General features: G+C 64.0%; 15 protein-coding genes. 7 read left to right on the plus strand and 8 right to left on the minus strand.

All coding sequences use genetic code 11. From position 1 onward, the window contains the following. Window positions 1-6 precede the first annotated feature (6 nt). Window positions 7-1,389 (minus strand): serine hydrolase domain-containing protein, encoded by a 1,383-nt coding sequence (locus O7A05_RS05095; protein WP_337091880.1) that lies wholly within the window; start codon window positions 1,387-1,389, stop codon window positions 7-9. A gap of 233 nt (window positions 1,390-1,622) precedes the next feature. Between O7A05_RS05095 and O7A05_RS05100 the strand changes: the two genes are divergently transcribed. Continuing rightward, the gene (locus tag O7A05_RS05100) at window positions 1,623-2,414 is read left to right on the plus strand and encodes a glycoside hydrolase family 25 protein (RefSeq protein ID WP_337091881.1); all 792 of its coding nucleotides are present in this window, start codon (window positions 1,623-1,625) and stop codon (window positions 2,412-2,414) included. 183 nt (window positions 2,415-2,597) lie between these two features. Beyond that, entirely contained in the window at window positions 2,598-3,776 is a 1,179-nt protein-coding gene (locus O7A05_RS05105; protein ID WP_337091882.1) for a lytic murein transglycosylase, read from the plus strand. 67 nt (window positions 3,777-3,843) lie between these two features. On the opposite strand, the gene O7A05_RS05110 is transcribed toward O7A05_RS05105, so the two are convergent. Next, on the minus strand, window positions 3,844-5,064 hold the full coding sequence (locus O7A05_RS05110) for an alanine racemase (RefSeq protein ID WP_337091883.1): 1,221 nt from the start codon (window positions 5,062-5,064) through the stop codon (window positions 3,844-3,846). A 208-nt stretch (window positions 5,065-5,272) separates the two neighbouring features. On the opposite strand from O7A05_RS05110, the gene O7A05_RS05115 reads away from it, so the two are divergent. Then, window positions 5,273-6,190 (plus strand): DMT family transporter, encoded by a 918-nt coding sequence (locus O7A05_RS05115; protein WP_337091884.1) that lies wholly within the window; start codon window positions 5,273-5,275, stop codon window positions 6,188-6,190. 393 nt (window positions 6,191-6,583) lie between these two features. Here the strand turns inward: O7A05_RS05115 and metF are convergent, their stop codons facing one another. Beyond that, the gene (metF, locus tag O7A05_RS05120) at window positions 6,584-7,501 is read right to left on the minus strand and encodes a methylenetetrahydrofolate reductase [NAD(P)H] (protein WP_337091885.1); all 918 of its coding nucleotides are present in this window, start codon (window positions 7,499-7,501) and stop codon (window positions 6,584-6,586) included. Beyond that, entirely contained in the window at window positions 7,501-8,508 is a 1,008-nt protein-coding gene (locus O7A05_RS05125) for an ArsR/SmtB family transcription factor (protein ID WP_337091886.1), read from the minus strand. The genes metF and O7A05_RS05125 overlap by 1 nt, the downstream gene beginning before the upstream one ends. Window positions 8,509-8,648: 140 nt before the next feature. Here O7A05_RS05125 and tsaA point away from each other — a divergent pair, with 140 nt between their 5' ends. The 3 genes from tsaA (at window position 8,649) to O7A05_RS05140 (ending at window position 10,451) form a co-directional block, all read left to right on the plus strand. Further along, window positions 8,649-9,155, plus strand: coding sequence for a tRNA (N6-threonylcarbamoyladenosine(37)-N6)-methyltransferase TrmO (gene tsaA / locus O7A05_RS05130; RefSeq protein WP_337091887.1), 507 nt, complete (start codon window positions 8,649-8,651; stop codon window positions 9,153-9,155). After that, window positions 9,152-9,466, plus strand: a complete 315-nt coding sequence (locus O7A05_RS05135) for a DUF2293 domain-containing protein (RefSeq protein WP_224544847.1) — start codon at window positions 9,152-9,154, stop codon at window positions 9,464-9,466. The genes tsaA and O7A05_RS05135 overlap by 4 nt, the downstream gene beginning before the upstream one ends. A gap of 145 nt (window positions 9,467-9,611) precedes the next feature. Next, window positions 9,612-10,451, plus strand: coding sequence for an SDR family oxidoreductase (locus O7A05_RS05140; RefSeq protein ID WP_337091888.1), 840 nt, complete (start codon window positions 9,612-9,614; stop codon window positions 10,449-10,451). A gap of 240 nt (window positions 10,452-10,691) precedes the next feature. Here the strand turns inward: O7A05_RS05140 and O7A05_RS05145 are convergent, their stop codons facing one another. Then, the gene (locus tag O7A05_RS05145; protein WP_337091889.1) at window positions 10,692-11,318 is read right to left on the minus strand and encodes an MOSC domain-containing protein; all 627 of its coding nucleotides are present in this window, start codon (window positions 11,316-11,318) and stop codon (window positions 10,692-10,694) included. Window positions 11,319-11,498: 180 nt separating this feature from the next. Here O7A05_RS05145 and O7A05_RS05150 point away from each other — a divergent pair, with 180 nt between their 5' ends. Beyond that, window positions 11,499-12,065 (plus strand): methyltransferase family protein, encoded by a 567-nt coding sequence (locus O7A05_RS05150; protein WP_337091890.1) that lies wholly within the window; start codon window positions 11,499-11,501, stop codon window positions 12,063-12,065. 8 nt (window positions 12,066-12,073) lie between these two features. Here O7A05_RS05150 and O7A05_RS05155 read toward each other — a convergent pair whose 3' ends face one another. The 3 genes from O7A05_RS05155 to ettA all read right to left on the minus strand — a co-directional run bounded on the left by O7A05_RS05155 (window position 12,074) and on the right by ettA (window position 15,769). After that, the gene (locus O7A05_RS05155; protein WP_337091891.1) at window positions 12,074-13,195 is read right to left on the minus strand and encodes a beta-ketoacyl-ACP synthase III; all 1,122 of its coding nucleotides are present in this window, start codon (window positions 13,193-13,195) and stop codon (window positions 12,074-12,076) included. 118 nt (window positions 13,196-13,313) lie between these two features. Continuing rightward, complete coding sequence (gene tam, locus O7A05_RS05160) at window positions 13,314-14,081, minus strand: trans-aconitate 2-methyltransferase (protein ID WP_337091892.1); 768 nt, start codon at window positions 14,079-14,081, stop codon at window positions 13,314-13,316. Between the two features lie 38 nt (window positions 14,082-14,119). Then, window positions 14,120-15,769, minus strand: a complete 1,650-nt coding sequence (gene ettA, locus O7A05_RS05165; protein WP_337091893.1) for an energy-dependent translational throttle protein EttA — start codon at window positions 15,767-15,769, stop codon at window positions 14,120-14,122. Window positions 15,770-15,821: the final 52 nt, after the last annotated feature.

Genomic DNA, 15,821 nt, shown 5'->3' on the forward strand with positions numbered 1-15,821 from the left:
ACGCGATCAGTGCAGCGCCTTCACCAGCGCCCCAACCATCCTCTGTGGCCGATAGCCGAACTTGCCCGGCGTCAATCCAAGCCGAACCACCACCAACTGCTCCGACGGAATGATCGCCGCCGTCTGGCCGTCATGGCCCTCCATCCAATAGGTGTCCTTGGGCAGGCCTGCAGCGACGCCCGCGCCGGGATTTTCCTCATCGCCCGGCCCCTCGATCCAGACCTGGCCCTTGCCGTACACCTTCGAGGCGGGTGCCGGCCCGCGCATCCAGTCGACGAAACCGGCAGGCAGGATCTGGTTTCCGTTCCAGGCGCCGCCCTGCAGCAGGAACTGGCCGAAGCGCGCCCAGTCATGTGCCGTGGCATAGAGATAGGACGAGCCGACGAACGTGCCTTGCTCGTCGGTTTCGAGCACCGCGCTGTGCATACCGAGCGGCTCGAACAGCGCCGTGCGCGGCCATGCCAGCGCCTTCGCCTTGTCGCCGACCGCATCCTGCCACAGCCGCGACAGCATCACCGCTGTGCCGCTCGAATAGGAAAACACTTTTCCCACCTCGCCGGCCAGCGGTTGGGCCTCGGCGAAGCGAGCCATGTCCGGCTCGAGATAAAGCATGCGCGTCACGTCGGCGACGTCGCCATAATCCTCGTTGAACGCCAGCCCGCTCGACATCGCCATCATGTCGGCAAGGCTGATGGCCGCGCGGCCATCGGCCTTCCACGGCTTGAACAGGCCCTTGTTGTCAAGCGCCAGCTTGCCCTCCTTGATCAGGGTGCCGACGATCGCGGCATTCACCGTCTTGGTCATCGACCAGCCGAGCAGCGGCGTCTTGGCCGAAAAGCCCTCGCCATAACGCTCGGCGACGACGCGGCCGTTCTTCACGACCACGATGGCGCGCATGCCGATGCCGGCCATGGCGGCATCGTCGACGATCTTCGCGACTTCGGGGTGCTGCGAAGCATTCACACGCTCGCTATCGGGCCAGAGCGCGTCGGGCTGCGCCGCCGCCGGCGGCGCGGCACGCAGCGATATCTGCCTTGCCTTGCCGGTATCGCCGTCCGGAACCGAGGCGCAGCCGACGCCATCGCGCTCGACGGCAACGCTCTTGCCGAGAACCCAAAGCAAGCCCGCCGAAACCAGTCCTCTTTCCTTGTCGACGGAGACCTTCATCAGCTTGAGCAACGGATGGCCGGGCGCCTGCACGTCGACGGCCAGGACCTCTTTGGCGTTGCGGCCGGCGATGAAGACATTCGAGCAGACGATCTTGGCCGAATAGCCGGAGCCGACGCGGATCAGCTCCGGTGGCGCGAAATAGAGCCAGGCGAAGAGTGCCGCCACCGCCAGGATCACGAGCCCAAGCAGCCATTTGATGAACTTCACGACAGCCCGCATCTTTCCCCGCCTTTTGAATTCGCCGGCTCGATTTATGTCATCGATTTGCCGCCATTGCTTCCGCAAAATCGCCGGCATCGTCGAGCGCCGTCAATGGATTATCAACCATGTTCGGCGATCAAATGAGCGACTAGGACGGTCCTGTGGGGCGATCGTCCGGAGGGGCCCGCGAAAGCGACCGCCATCAATGAAGGACCCATCAGCGGCCGGCTGATCCCGGCTCGGGGGATATCATGCGCCGTCTTGCGGCCATCCTGATGCTTACGCTGCTGTGCGCCTGCTCGACCGTGGAGGACCTCTCACCATTGTCGCCGTCGTCGCAGACGGTTGCCGTGCGCGCGCCCAAATTCGAGGACTCCAAGCCGCATGAGTGGGACAGCGGCGCGCCATGGACCTACGCCATCCACGGCACGGACGTCTCCAAATACCAGAGCTCGATCGACTGGCCGACCGCCAGGGCCAGCGGCATCTCCTTCGCTTTCATCAAGGCGACGGAGGGCGGCGATCGTTTCGACGACTATTTCAACGAGCACTGGGCGCGTACAAAAGCGGCCGGAGTTCCGCGCGCCGCCTACCATTTCTTCTATTTCTGCACCCCGGCGGAAACCCAGGCGCGCTGGTTTATCGCCAATGTCCCGCGAGACCCGTCGGCGCTGCCGCCGGTGCTCGACATGGAATGGAACCCGAAATCGCCGACCTGCAGGCTGCGTCCCGATCCGGCCACCGTGCGCAGCGAAATGACCGTCTTCCTCCAAATGGTCGAGCGCTACTACGGCAAGAAGCCGATCATCTACACCTCGATCGACTTCTTCGACGACAACCAGCTGGCGACCTTCCGCGGCTATCCCTATTGGCTGCGCTCGGTCGCCGGCCATCCGCGCGAAAAATACGGCAGTCATCCCTTCACCTTCTGGCAGTACACCGGAACCGGCATCGTGCCCGGCATGACCGGCAAGTCCGACATCAACGTCTTCAACGGCTCGGAAGCCGCCTGGAAGAAGTGGCTGCGGCAGAACACCCGTTGACATCGGCCGTCCCGCCTGCTTTTCGACACGGCGGGCGGCGAAACATGCAACCGCTGGTAATCCGGAGCGGCGCACTCGTATGAGTGCCTGGCGCGGCTCCCGAACTTTGAAATCCTCGCATGCGCCTGTCCGATCCCGGTCCGGATCTCGACGGGGTCATGCGCCGGTCTCGAAAGGAAAGCGATGCGATTGCGCGTTGAAATCCTGGCGGCGCTCTTTGTCGGCGCGTTTGCGCTCCCGGCCGCGGCACAGGAATGCGGCGGCGATTTCGAGGCCTGGAAGCAGGGCGTCGCGGCCGAAGCCAAGGCGGCCGGCGTCGGCGCCGTCGGGCTCGACGCGCTGGAGGACGCCACCATCGACCAGCGGGCGCTGGCGCGCGACCGCGCCCAGGGCGTCTTCACCCAGACCTTCACCGAATTCGCCAACCGCATGATCTCGGCCTACCGCCTAAAGCAGGGCGCGGCCAATCTGAAGAAATATGCCGACGTCTTCGACCGCGCCGACAAGGAGTTCGGCGTCCAGCCGGCCATCATCGCTGCTTTCTGGGGACTGGAGACCGACTTCGGTGCCGTCCAAGGCGACTTCCACACGCTGAATGCGCTGGTGACGCTTTCGCATGATTGCCGCCGCCCTCAGCTCTTCCGGCAGCAATTGGTGCCGCTACTCACCTTGATCGACCGCGGCGTGCTGCCGGCCGACGTCAAGGGCGCCTGGGCCGGCGAGATCGGCCAGACGCAGATCCTGCCAACCGACTATCTGGCGCGCGGCGTCGACGGCGACGGCGACGGCAAGGTCGATCTGAGGAACAGCGTGCCGGACGTCATCATGACCACGGCCGACAAGATCATGTGGCGCGGCTGGAAGCGCGACCAGCCCTGGGTCCAGGAAGTGCGCGTTCCCGACGAGATGCCATGGGACCAGACCGGCCGCACCAACAAGCTGCCGCTGTCGCAATGGGCGCAATGGGGTGTCACCGAACCCAACGGCAACCCGCTCATCGACAATGGTCTCAAGGCTGGTCTGGCGCTGCCGATGGGCCGCAAGGGTCCCGCCTTCCTGACCTACGACAATTTCGATGTCTATCTGGAATGGAACCAGTCCTTCACCTACGCGCTGACGGCGGCCGTGCTTGCCACGCGCCTTGCCGGCGCGCCGCAATTCGATCCGCGCACGCCCGAGCAAGGCCTGAGCGGCGACCAGATGAAGGCCCTGCAAACCAAGCTCGAAGCCAAGGGCTACGACGTCGGCACGGTCGACGGCATTCTCGGCACCAACACGCGCGAAGCGGTCCGCAAGGAGCAGACGCGGCTCGGGTTGCCGGTAGATGGCTGGCCGACGCCCGAGCTTTTGGCCAAGCTGTGAGAGCGAATAGAGATTAGCGAATAGGGTTGGCCGGCGCTTCTTTCGCTTACCCACCATTCGCTATTCGCTAATCCGCCATCGTCTCCAGGCTGGCGAACCCCTGCGGCGCGTCGCCCTCGTCGAAGGGCGTCGTCACCTCGACAAATGTGTCGGGGAAGAAGCCGTTGAAGCGGGTCCTCAGCGACAGCGAGTAGGCGCCGATATGGCCGATCTCGATCCAGTCGCCGGTGTCGACCGTTTCCGGCAGCCAGAATGGTCTGGACAGGATATCGACGGAATCGCAGGTCGCGCCGCAGACCTTGAACGGCACGATGGTTTTCTCGTCGCCGTTGCGCGTGCGGATCGCGGGATCGGGGATGAAGCGGGCCGGCAGCGTGATCTTGCCGGTCCATGAATCCGATAGCGAGGCCCAGATGCCGTCATTGATGTAGAGCCGCTTGCCTTTGCGCAGCAGCACCCGCACGATCAGCGACAGGCACCGCGCCACGATCACCCGGCCGGGCTCGGCCACCAGCGGCATCTGGTCGAACTGATATTCTTTCAGGTCGCCGGCCAGCCGCGACATAAGCTGGCCGAGCGAAGGCATCTCGACCTGCCTGCGGTTGGGATCGTGGCCGTATTCGGCGGGAAAGCCGCCGCCGACATCCAGCCCGGCAATGTCGAAGGTCAGGCGGTTGCGCACCCAGTCGGCCGAGGCCAGCGCCCGCTCATAAGTGTCGGGATCCTCGATCTGGCTGCCGACATGGAAGCAAAGCCCTACCTTGTAACCGGTGCGGTTCAGGCGTTCGGCAAGCTCGACGGCATTGGCCGGCCCGGCGCCGAATTTCTTCGACAATTCGTAAGCCGCATGGCCCTTGGTCTGGATGCGCACGAAGACGGTGATGGCGCCCGGGTCGATATCGAGCGCCTTCACCACCCGCGTCAGCTTGGTGATCTCGTCCTCATGGTCGAGCGAGATCACCCGGATGCCGTATTTCTCGAGGCCCAGCTTGATGTCCGACTGTGCCTTGACCGGATGCATGTAGAGCATCTCGGCATCCGCCGAGACCGCGCGCACGGCGGCGAACTCGCCGGGCGACGCGACGTCGAAGGTGCCGACGCCGGCCTCGACCAGCGTCTTCAGCACGATCTGCTCGCCATTGGTCTTGACCGCATAAGCGGTCTTGCCGGGAAACATGCCCATGAACTGCAGGGCATCCTCCGTCAGCACCTGCGGGCGGAAACAATAGACCGGATCGTCGGGACGAAGCGCCAGTGCCGCATCACGGGCATTTTCGAATCGCTGCATCGACGAATCCTCAGGTCTGGAGCGCGCACAATTAATCCTAGCTAGCCGCTAAAGAAAACAGTTCTGTGTCTGGCGACCCGGAGCGGCCTGCTGCACATTTTGGCGACGCTAAACCACCAGTCAGGTTTCGGGTGGCCCTTGCCTGCGGACGCGATATCGGTTGTGAGGTGTGACGGCTGAGATTGCGATTGCCCGGGAGGAACAGGACATGTCCATTACGGCCGCCGCCGCGCCGACGCGCGGACCGATGACGCTCAAGGATTGGGTGCAGCTTCTCTTGCTCGGCGCGATCTGGGGCGGCTCGTTCTTCTTTGCCCGCATTGCCGTTTCCGAAATCCACCCGCTGGCGCTGGTGCTGTTTCGCGTCGCCATCGCCGCGATCGCACTCCAGCTCTATCTGGCGGTCCGCGGCCCCTCGTTCCGGCTCGCCTTCCCGCATGCCGGCCTGTTCTTCCTGCTGGCGCTCACCAACAACGTCGTGCCCTTCTCGCTGATCTTCGCCGGCCAGACGCAGCTCGGCGCCGGCGTCGCCTCGGTGCTCAACGCCACGACGCCGTTCTGGACGCTTGTCCTGGCCAACGCGCTCACGACCGACGAAAAGCTGTCTTGGAATAAGCTGGCCGGCATCGCGCTCGGTGTCGCGGGAACAGCGGTAATGATCGGCCCGGGCCTTATTGCCGGCCTCGGCGGCCCTGTCTGGGCCAAGTTCGCCCTGATCGGCGCCTCAGTGTCCTACGCGATCGCCCTGATGATCGCGCGCCGCTTCAAGGGCGTGCCGTCGCCCGTCATCGCCACCGGGCAACTGACGGCATCGAGCATCATCATGATCCCCATCGTGCTCATTGCCTATGGACCGGCGGGCTTGTTTTCGGCCTCGCCTCCGGCCTGGGCCGCGGTGCTGGGACTGGCGCTGCTGTCGACCGCCTTCGCCTATATCCTCTATTTCAACCTCGTCGCCTCGGCCGGCGCCACCAATACCTCGCTGGTCACCTTGATCGTGCCGGTCAGCGCAGTGCTGCTCGGCTTCCTCTTCCTCGGCGAGCGCCTGGCGCTGTTCGAGATGGGCGGCATGACGCTGATCGGACTCGGCCTGATCACCATCGACGGGCGATTGTTCGGCAAATAGTAGCGGTGTCATGCCACAGCGCCGCCACAATTTATTCACAACCGCGAAGCCGGCTTTTGCCGAAGAGTTTCAACGGCTAACGGCAAATTCCAGGTCGCAAATTCCACAGTCATGTCGCATTGCAGCACGTTTTCCGCTTGCCTGTGACCCAAATGACTCTAGATTCCGGCCATAGCTCTGAAGAGGAGGCTATGGCATGGGACTGACGAGGCCGATCAACGCTTTGATGATTTGTGCCGCATTTGCATTCATCGGTGCCCTTATCATAGGTGTTCTTCCCTGACCCGCCAAAGCCGGGAAGACTAAGTACCGAGAATAGTCCAACAGTTCGAAAAGGCCGGGTTCTACCCGGCCTTTTCCATTGCAAACCCTGACTTCCGTTACGGCTTTGGCTCAAGCCGCGGCGGATCCGGCTGCCTCCGCCTCATGCGAGCGGATGCCGATCATGTGGCAGACGGCAAAGACGAGGTCGGCGCGGTTCATCGTGTAGAAATGGAAGTCGCCGACGCCGCGCTCGACAAGGTCGAGCACCTGCTCGGCCGCCACCGCCGAGGCCACCAGCGCATGCGTCTGCGGGTCGTTCTCCAGTCCTTCGAAGCGCTCGGCCAGCCAGGCCGGCACCAGCGCCCCGCAGCGCGACGAGAAATTGGCGACCTGGGTGAAATTATGCACCGGCAGGATGCCCGGTACGATCGGGATGTAGATGCCGGCGCGGCGCGCCCGCTCGACATAGCGCTCGTAGAGATCATTGTCGAAGAAGAACTGGGTGATCGCCCGCGTCGCGCCATTGTCGGCCTTGCGCTTCAGCATATCGATGTCGGTGGCGAAATCCGGGCTTTCCGGATGCTTTTCCGGATAGGCGGAGACCGAGATATCGAAATCGCCGGCGTTCTTCAGCGCGCCCACCAGTTCGGCGCCATTGGCGTAGCCGTCGGGGTGCGGACGATAGCTTGTGCCGACACCTGCCGCCGGATCGCCGCGCAGCGCCACGAAGCGTTTAACACCCATATCCGCGAATTCGCGGATGACCATGTCGACCTGATCGCGCGCGGCATCGACGCAAGTCATGTGCGCCGCAGGCGTCAGCGATGTCTCGTTGAGGATGCGCTTGACTGTGCGCGCCGTGCGCTCACGGGTCGAGCCGCCGGCGCCATAGGTCACCGAGACGAATTTCGGCTTCAGCGGCTCCAGCCTTGTGACCGTGTCCCACAGCCTCGCTTCCATTTCGTCGGTCTTTGGCGGGAAGAATTCGAACGAGACACGGACCTTGTCGCCGATGTCGGGGCGGCGGGAAAAGCGGAACTGGTTCATCAGGCTGTTTCCCTTACTGGCAAGGAATCGTTGGACGGATCAGCGATCAAAAGGCGACGGTCGCGGCCGAGCCAAAGCTTCACCGTGAGCCCTGCCTCGTTGCCGCCGCGCGGCTCGAATTCCTGGCTGTCCTCGACATCGAGTCCGGCCTCCTCGAACCAGTCGGACATCTGACGGTCGGAGAAGCCCAGCCGCATATGGGCGTGCTGGTCGCGCAGGAATTCGAGATTATGCGGCGCGAAGTCGACGACGATCAGCCGGCCCGATGGCCTGAGCAGCCGCGCCGCTTCGGCGATGGCGCGGGCGGGATCGTCGAGATAGTGCAGCACTTGGTGGATGGTGACGAGATCGAAGGCGTTGCGCTCGACCGGCGGCGAGAAAATATCGCCCTGGCGCACCTGCGCATTGGCGATGCCGGCCTTGTCGAGATTGGCGCGCGCCACGGTCAGCATCTCGCGCGACATGTCGATGCCGACGCCGCGCCGGTAGAGCGGCGCGAAGATTTCGAGCAGCCTGCCCGTGCCGGTGCCGAGGTCGAGCATCGACTGGAACGGCCGCTTGCCCACGAGCCTGATGAGTGCCGCCTCCACCGCGCGGTCCGGCACATGCAGCGAGCGGATGTGATCCCAGCTCGCGGCATTCTCGGAGAAATATTCAGCGGCCCGGTCCTGCCGCTTGCGCTTCACCGCCGCCAGCCGCTCGAGATCGCGCACCACCTGCGGATCGGCTTCGCTTATTCCCGACACCAGACGCTGGACGAAATCGCGCGAATTATCGATGTCGGTCAGCCTGAAAAAAGCCCAGGACCCTTCCTGATAGCGGCCGATCAGCCCGGCATCGAGCAGCAGCTTCAGATGACGCGAGACGCGCGGCTGCGACTGGCCGAGAATCTCGGTGAGGTCGGAGACTGTGAGGTCCCCGCGCGCCAGCAGCACCAGGATGCGCAGCCGGCTGGATTCGGCCGCCGCCTTCAATGTATCTACCATTGTGTCGAGCGAGATATGCATGAGCGGGGTCTCGTTGAAAGATATAAAGATATGTTTATGTCGATTTTGAAATCCTGGCAAGCGCTATGTCGCTTCCGGACAAGAAAATGGCGCAGCCGTGATCCGCACCTGGCGGATGGTTCTTGTGTGGGGTGAAGAAGATGTTTGAGACGCGCGAAGGTGAGACGCTTCTTGCAGCCGATCCGGCGGGGTTGCGGCCGGACGGCCATGTCGTCTTCATCGGCCACATCATCTCGCCGTGGGCCAGTCGCGAGCATTGTCCCAAGAACATGCGCGCCGCCCGGGAATCCGGGCGAGCCGCTTCAGTCAGGATCGACGAGCCCTATCGCCCGGGGCTGCGAACCCTGGAACGCGCCAGCCATGTCGTCATCCTGTCCTGGCTCCACCACGCGCCGCGGAATCTGATTGTGCAGAAACCGCGCCATGCGGTTGAACCGAAAGGCGTTTTCTCGCTGCGTTCCCCTGCCCGGCCGAACCCTGTCGGCCTGCATGTGGCGAGGCTCGTCGCACTCGACATCGAGGCCGGCCGGATCGGGATCGACGCCATCGATGTGCTCGACGGCACACCGGTCATCGACATCAAGCCTTATTACGCTTCCACGGATGCCTTCCCGGAAGCAACGATTGCCGGGCGAGACGAGAAATGAGCGCCCCCACCGGCCGCCGCCGCGCCATCGCCAAGGCGCTGACCGCGCTGTTGCCGCTTGCGCCCTATGCCGACATGGAAAAGATCCGCGCCGACGCCGGTTCCGTGCACATGAAGACCCTGCCCCCGACGATCGCGGTATGGCTGGCCACCATCGCCCATGTCCGCCATGTCCACACCGACTACGAGAAATTGCTCGCCGAGGGCTATGACCGGGATTCGGCGCGCTTCTTCGTCATCGGGAGGACCAATGAGGTGCTCACCCGTTGGCGCGCTACACGCCTGCTTCAGGAAGATGACGAGGATGAATAGGTGTCTGCGCCCTCTATGCCGCATCCCGCCAATTAATTCGGGTGCCGCCTCTGGAAAAACGGCGGCCGCGCCGTACATGGGATAAACGGAGATTCCTCCGTTTATCCCTCCGAATTCATCGCCCTCTGGGCAAGGACAGCAGATCATGACTGATAAGGTTTGGTTCATCACCGGCTCGTCGAAGGGCTTTGGCCGCGTCTGGGCCGAGGCCGCGCTCGCCCGCGGCGATCGCGTCGCCGCAACCGCGCGCGATGCCCGCACGCTTGCCGATCTCGTCGAGAAATATGGCGGCAAGGTCGCTGCCATGCAGCTCGACGTCACCGACAAACAGGCGGTCGACGCCGCGATCACCGAGGCGCAGAAGCGCTTCGGCCGGCTGGACGTCGTCATCAACAATGCCGGCTACGGCCATTTCGGCGCCATCGAGGAAGTCACCGAACAGGAAGCGCGCGACCAGATCGAGACCAACGTCTTCGGAGCGCTTTGGGTGACCCAGGCCGCGCTGCCCATCATGCGGGCGCAACGCTCCGGCCACATCATCCAGATCTCCTCGATCGGCGGCGTCAACGCCTTTGCCTCGCTCGGCCTCTACCACGCCTCGAAATGGGCGCTGGAAGCCTTCAGCCAGTCGCTCAGCCTTGAGGTCGCCGGCTTCGGCGTCCACGTCACCCTTGTCGAGCCGGGTGGCTTCTCCACGGATTGGGCCGGGCCGTCGGCCAAGGTCTCCAAGCCGTTGGACGCCTATGAGCCGGTCCGCGCGGCGATGGCCGAGCGCCGCAGCCGTTCGGTCGCCGGCGATCCGCAAGCGACTGGACCAGCGATGCTGGCGATCGTCGATGCTGCCGAGCCGCCGCTCAGGGTCTTCTTCGGCGATGGCGGCCTGCCGATGATCAGGCAGGAATATGCCAACCGTATCGCCACCTGGGAAAAGTGGGACCATGTCTCGGTAATGGCGCAGGGCGCCAACAAGAACCGCAAAGCCTGACACTGCCTTGGCCGGACGTAGTCTAGACCGGCCGAGCCATGTTGAGGTTCAGGTCAGGGCGAGTCGAGAACGGTGGTTTCCGAGAACCGGCCTACGCCGGCCGTAGCCTTCATAGAGCGGAAATACTTATGAGGGCTTCGGCCGGTGAAGGCCGGAACGGAGCGTGCGTTTGGGCACGTGAGTACCGGAAGCGCAGGAAATCGCCGCTCGCAGGCCGACTCACCTGAATATCAGCATGCCTCACCGATAGATCCACTGCTCCGGCACCCGCACGGAAATCTCCTCGCCGGCCCTGATGACGCCCGGCTTTTCGACCCAGGCGACGAGGCCGCGCAGCCGCTTCGCCTCCTTGGGGAAGAGCAGGGCGGTGGCATTGTGATCCGCGGCGCCGACATGATCGGCGATCGACTGTCCAGCAACGCGGCACGGCTTGTTCTGGCCGTCGACCTTGAGCGTCACGCCGCCTTTGAAGAACATCAGCGAACCGGCCGACAGCATCGAAAGATGCGGCACGCCTTCGATCACAAGATTGGCGCCGATCCACTCCGGCTTGATCTCCTCAAGACCCATGCGTTGGGCGACGATGGCGAGCTCGTCCGCCGCGACAAGCGACAATTGCCGCTCGTTGCGCATCTCGGTGCCGCGCGGATACCAGGGCTCGCGCCCGCCGGAACGCCGCGTTGTTCCGCCATGGAAGTCGCCGGCGATACCGTCGAAGCCAAGCCGCAGTTCCTCGACCGCCCTCGTCTCGAAATGATCGTGCGGAGCGGCATAGAGCGCCGCTGCCCTTGCCGTCAGCTTGCGGCCGGGCACGATGTCGATTGTCGGCTCCGCCGCTGGAAAAAGCTCTAGGTTCGTTTCCTGCATGCCGCTGGTCTAAAGGCCGCTGAGAAGGCGGTCCAGTCGAAAGCTCTGATGATCCGATCACACCGTTTGATGGCGATCACGACGTTATTACCAGAAACGCCGCCCACGCCGCACCACACGTCGTATTGCCGCCGCGACGCCAGCATAAACGATGGCGGCAAATCGGGAGGAGGCTCGATCATGCAGGTTGGACACGCTGTCGCAGCGCTTTGGCTGTTCTGGGTGGTATCCTGGATTCTTGCCGCCGCCTGGGCCGATCCGGCGCAGACGCGCGCGGACTTCAAGTCAGAGGCACGCTACCGCGTCCTTTGGGTGGCCGGCACCGCGCTGCTGTTCGTGCCGGCGCACAGCCATGGCGGCCGGCTGCGGCTTTGGACGCCGACGCTTGCCGAAGCCTGGATCTGCGTTGCGTTGATCGCCATCGGCATCGCCTTCGCCTGGTGGGCGCGCCTGCATCTCGGCCGGCTGTGGTCCGCCACTGTCACGGCCAAGGCGGATCATCGCGTGGTCGATACCGGCCCCTATGGCCTGGTCCGCCATCCGATCTACATGGGACTGCTGCTGTCCGTCCTCGCCACCATGGCGGTCAAGGGCACCGTATGGGGTATTGCCGGCGCCGCCCTGCTGCTCGTCGGCGTCGTCGTCAAGGCGAGGTTGGAAGAAAACTTCCTGCGCAGCGAGCTCGGCCCGGCCTATGACGAGTACGCCAGGCGCGTGCCGATACTGGTGCCCTTCGCGCCGGCCTGATTGCCGGCTTAGAGCATCCTGAGCAGCGCGCCGCCGATCGAATAGCCGGCGCCGAAGGCGCAGATCAGGCCGAAATCGCCGGCCTTCATGTCGGCATGGTTCTCCGACAGCGCCACGATCGCGCCGGCGCCGGCGGTGTTGCCGAGCCGCTCCAGCACCATCGGCGCGCGGTCATGGTCGACATCATGGCCGAAGGACAGTTTCAGGATCATCGCATTCATGCGCGCATTGGCCTGATGCAGCCAGAAGCGGCGGATGCCTTCCGGCGTCAGTCCGTGTTCGGCGAGGAATTCGACGATGAATTTCTGGCCGGCGACGGTGACTTCCTTGAATACCTTGTTGCCGACCTGCTTGATGAGATTGCCGTCCAGATCGATCATGTAGGGATCGTCCTGGGCGGTGCGCGTGTAGTAGCCGAGATTGGTGCGGATGTTGTTCGACATCTGCGTCCAGGTGCGCGTGTCAAGCACCTCGAAGCGTCCCGGCCGCTTCTCGCCTTGCGCCAGTCCCTCGACAACCATGGCGACCGAGGCGTCGCCGAAGATGAAATGCGTCTGCCGGTCGCGGAAGTTGAGATGGCCGGTGATGATCTCCGGCGTCGACACCAGGATGCGCTTATGCGCCCCTGCCCTCACCAGGTTGACGGCGACATGCAGCGCTGCCGCGGCGGAAGAGCAGCCAAGCCCCATATCGAAGCCGGCGCCCTTGGTGCCCAGCGCCTCCTGCATCTCGATGGCGATGGCCGGATAGGGCCGCTGATGGTGCGAGGCAGAGCAGATCACCAGGTCGATCTCCGATCCATCGACCCCGGCATGGGCAAGCGCCTTCCTGGCCGAAGCGAGGCCGAACTCCGCCTCCAGCGACAGCGCGTCGTCCGGCCGCGCGGGAATGCGCGGCGACATGCGGGTCGGGTCGAGGATGCCCTCGCGCTCGATCACATGGCGGCTTCTCACGCCGGAGGCATGCACGATGAAGTCGCTATCCGATTTCTGCAAAAGCGGCTCGCCGGTGTCGGCGCGGCGCGCATTCTCGGTATCGACCCAGCTGTTGAAGCTTGCGACCAGCTCTTCATTGGTGATGACCGGCTCAGGGATTTCGGCGCCGATGCCGCTGATGATGACGCGATGCATGTCCAATCCGTCCGAGGGGCGGCAAGTTGTGCCGAGGCGAGGCGCTACACTTGTCGCATTTGCCCGGTTTATTCCAGCTTAATTCGACAACCACCGCTGGCATTCAGGTGGTGGATGCTCAAGCGCGCTTGGCGACGATGAAGATGCGCGGGAAGCGCAGCAGCACCTTGCCGTTCGCCGTTTTCGGATAGGCCTTGGCGATCTTCGCCGTGTAGCTGTCGAGGAACACCTTCTTCTCATCCGCATCGAGCGGATCGACGAACGGCTTCAGCCCCGTCGCCTTGACCCATTCGACGATGGCTTCGGCATCGGCCAGCGGATGGTTGTAGATGGTGTGCCAGATGTCGAGCCGGTCGACGAGCGGCGACAGAAGATCGTAGTAGAAGGACACCGGCGGCAGCGGCGCGCGCGCCGCGCCCTCGAGCTTCGCCGAGAACCGCATCTCGGCCGCGGTTTCGCGCATCAGTTGGTGCGAAGGCTCGCCGAGATTATCGGGCATCTGGATGGCCAGGGCGCCGCCGGGCGCCAGCAATCCAGTCAGCCGCTGGAACACCACCGGATGCTCCGGCAGCCACTGGAAAACGGCGTTGGCGAAGATGACGTCGACGGGATGCTCGGGCTGCCATCCGGCGGCATCCGCCAGCTCGAAATTGACATTCGGCAGCCGCGCCCGCGCCTTCTCGATCATGTCCGGCGAGGTGTCCAAGCCGCTCACCTGGGCATCCGGCCAGCGCTCGACCAGAAGCTCGGTCGAGTTGCCGGGACCGCAGCCGATATCAACGACGCGACGCGGGAAATCGACCGGCACCTGCGCAACCAGGTCCCGCGCCGGCCGCGTGCGCTCATCCTCGAATTTGAGATATTGGGCGGCGGACCAGTCAGCCATGTGAGAACCTGCTTTGTTCACCGCCCTTTGGACTGATCTTACCGCGTCAGCCGCTTGTGCGTCATGCGGTGCGGGGTCGCCGCTTCGGCGCCCAGGCGGCGCAGCTTGTCCTTCTCATATTCCTCGAAATTGCCTTCGAACCATTCGACATGCGCGTCGCCTTCGAAGGCGAGCATGTGGGTGGCCATGCGGTCGAGGAACATTCGATCGTGGCTGATGATGACGGCGCAGCCGGCATAGGCTTCCAGCGCGTCTTCCAGCGCGCTCAACGTTTCGGTGTCGAGGTCGTTGGTCGGTTCGTCGAGCAGAAGCACATTGCCGCCGCCCTTCAGCATCTTGGCCAGATGGACGCGGTTGCGCTGGCCGCCCGACAGGTTGCCGACCTTCTGCTGCTGGTCGCCGCCGCGGAAGTTGAACGACGAGCAATAGGCGCGGCTGTTGACCTCGTGCTTGCCGAGCTTGATGACCTCGGCGCCGCCGGAGATCTCTTCCCACACCGTCTTGTTCGGGTCGAGCGCGTCGCGGCTCTGGTCGACATAGCCGAGCCGCACGGTATCGCCCTTGCGGATCGAGCCGGCATCCGGCGTTTCCTGGCCGGTGATCATCTTGAACAGCGTCGTCTTGCCGGCGCCGTTCGGGCCGATGACGCCGACGATGCCGCCTGGCGGCAGCTTGAACGACAGGTTCTCGATCAGGAGCTCGTCGCCGAAGCCCTTGTTGAGGCCTTCGACCTCGATGACGAGGTTGCCGAGGCGCTCGCTCGACGGGATGACGATCTGCGTGTCGGTCGGCTTGCGGTTCTGCGACTGCTCGACCAGTTCTTCATAGGCCTTGATACGCGCCTTGGACTTGGTCTGGCGCGCCTTGGGCGAGGACTGGATCCACTCGCGCTCGCGCCAGATCGACTTCTGGCGGGCGTCGTCCTCGCGGCCTTCCTGGATCAGGCGCTTGGCCTTGGCGTCGAGATATTTGGTGTAATTGCCCTCGTAAGGGATGCCGCGGCCGCGGTCGAGCTCGAGGATCCAGCCGGTGACGTTGTCGAGGAAGTAGCGGTCGTGGGTGATGATCAGCACCGAGCCGGGATAATCGCGCAGATGCTTTTCCAGCCATTGCGTGGTCTCGGCGTCGAGATGGTTGGTCGGCTCGTCGAGCAGCAAGAGGTCGGGCTGTTCGAGCAGCAGCCTGCACAGCGCCACGCGGCGGCGCTCGCCGCCCGACAGGTTGGTCACTTCGGAGTCAGGCGGCGGACACTGCAGCGCGTCCATCGCCATTTCGACCTGCTGCTCCAGGTCCCAGAGATTGAGGCGGTCCATCTCGTCCTGGAGCTTGGCCGACTCGTCGGCCGTCTCGTCGGAATAGTTCATCATCAGCTCGTTGTAACGCTCGATGATGGCGGTCTTCCTGGCGACGCCGTCCATGACGTTTTCGCGCACGGTTTTGGTGTTGTCGAGCTGCGGCTCCTGCGCCAGGTAGCCGACGGTGGCACCCTCGGCCAGCCACGCCTCGCCCTGGAACTCCTTATCGAGCCCGGCCATGATGCGCAGGATCGTCGACTTGCCCGAGCCGTTGGGGCCGAGAATGCCGATCTTGGCATCCGGATAGAAGGACAGGTGAACGTTATCGAGCACCTTCTTGGTGCCGTAGGCCTTCGACAGGCCGGACATGTGATAGATGAACTGGCGAGCCACGCGCGCTTTCCCTGGAAACTGAAGTGTCGAGGTTGATGGGGGTTGGGCGCTA

The sequence above is a fragment of the Mesorhizobium argentiipisi (SeqCode) genome, from assembly GCF_037179585.1.
GTDB lineage: Bacteria > Pseudomonadota > Alphaproteobacteria > Rhizobiales > Rhizobiaceae > Mesorhizobium > Mesorhizobium argentiipisi.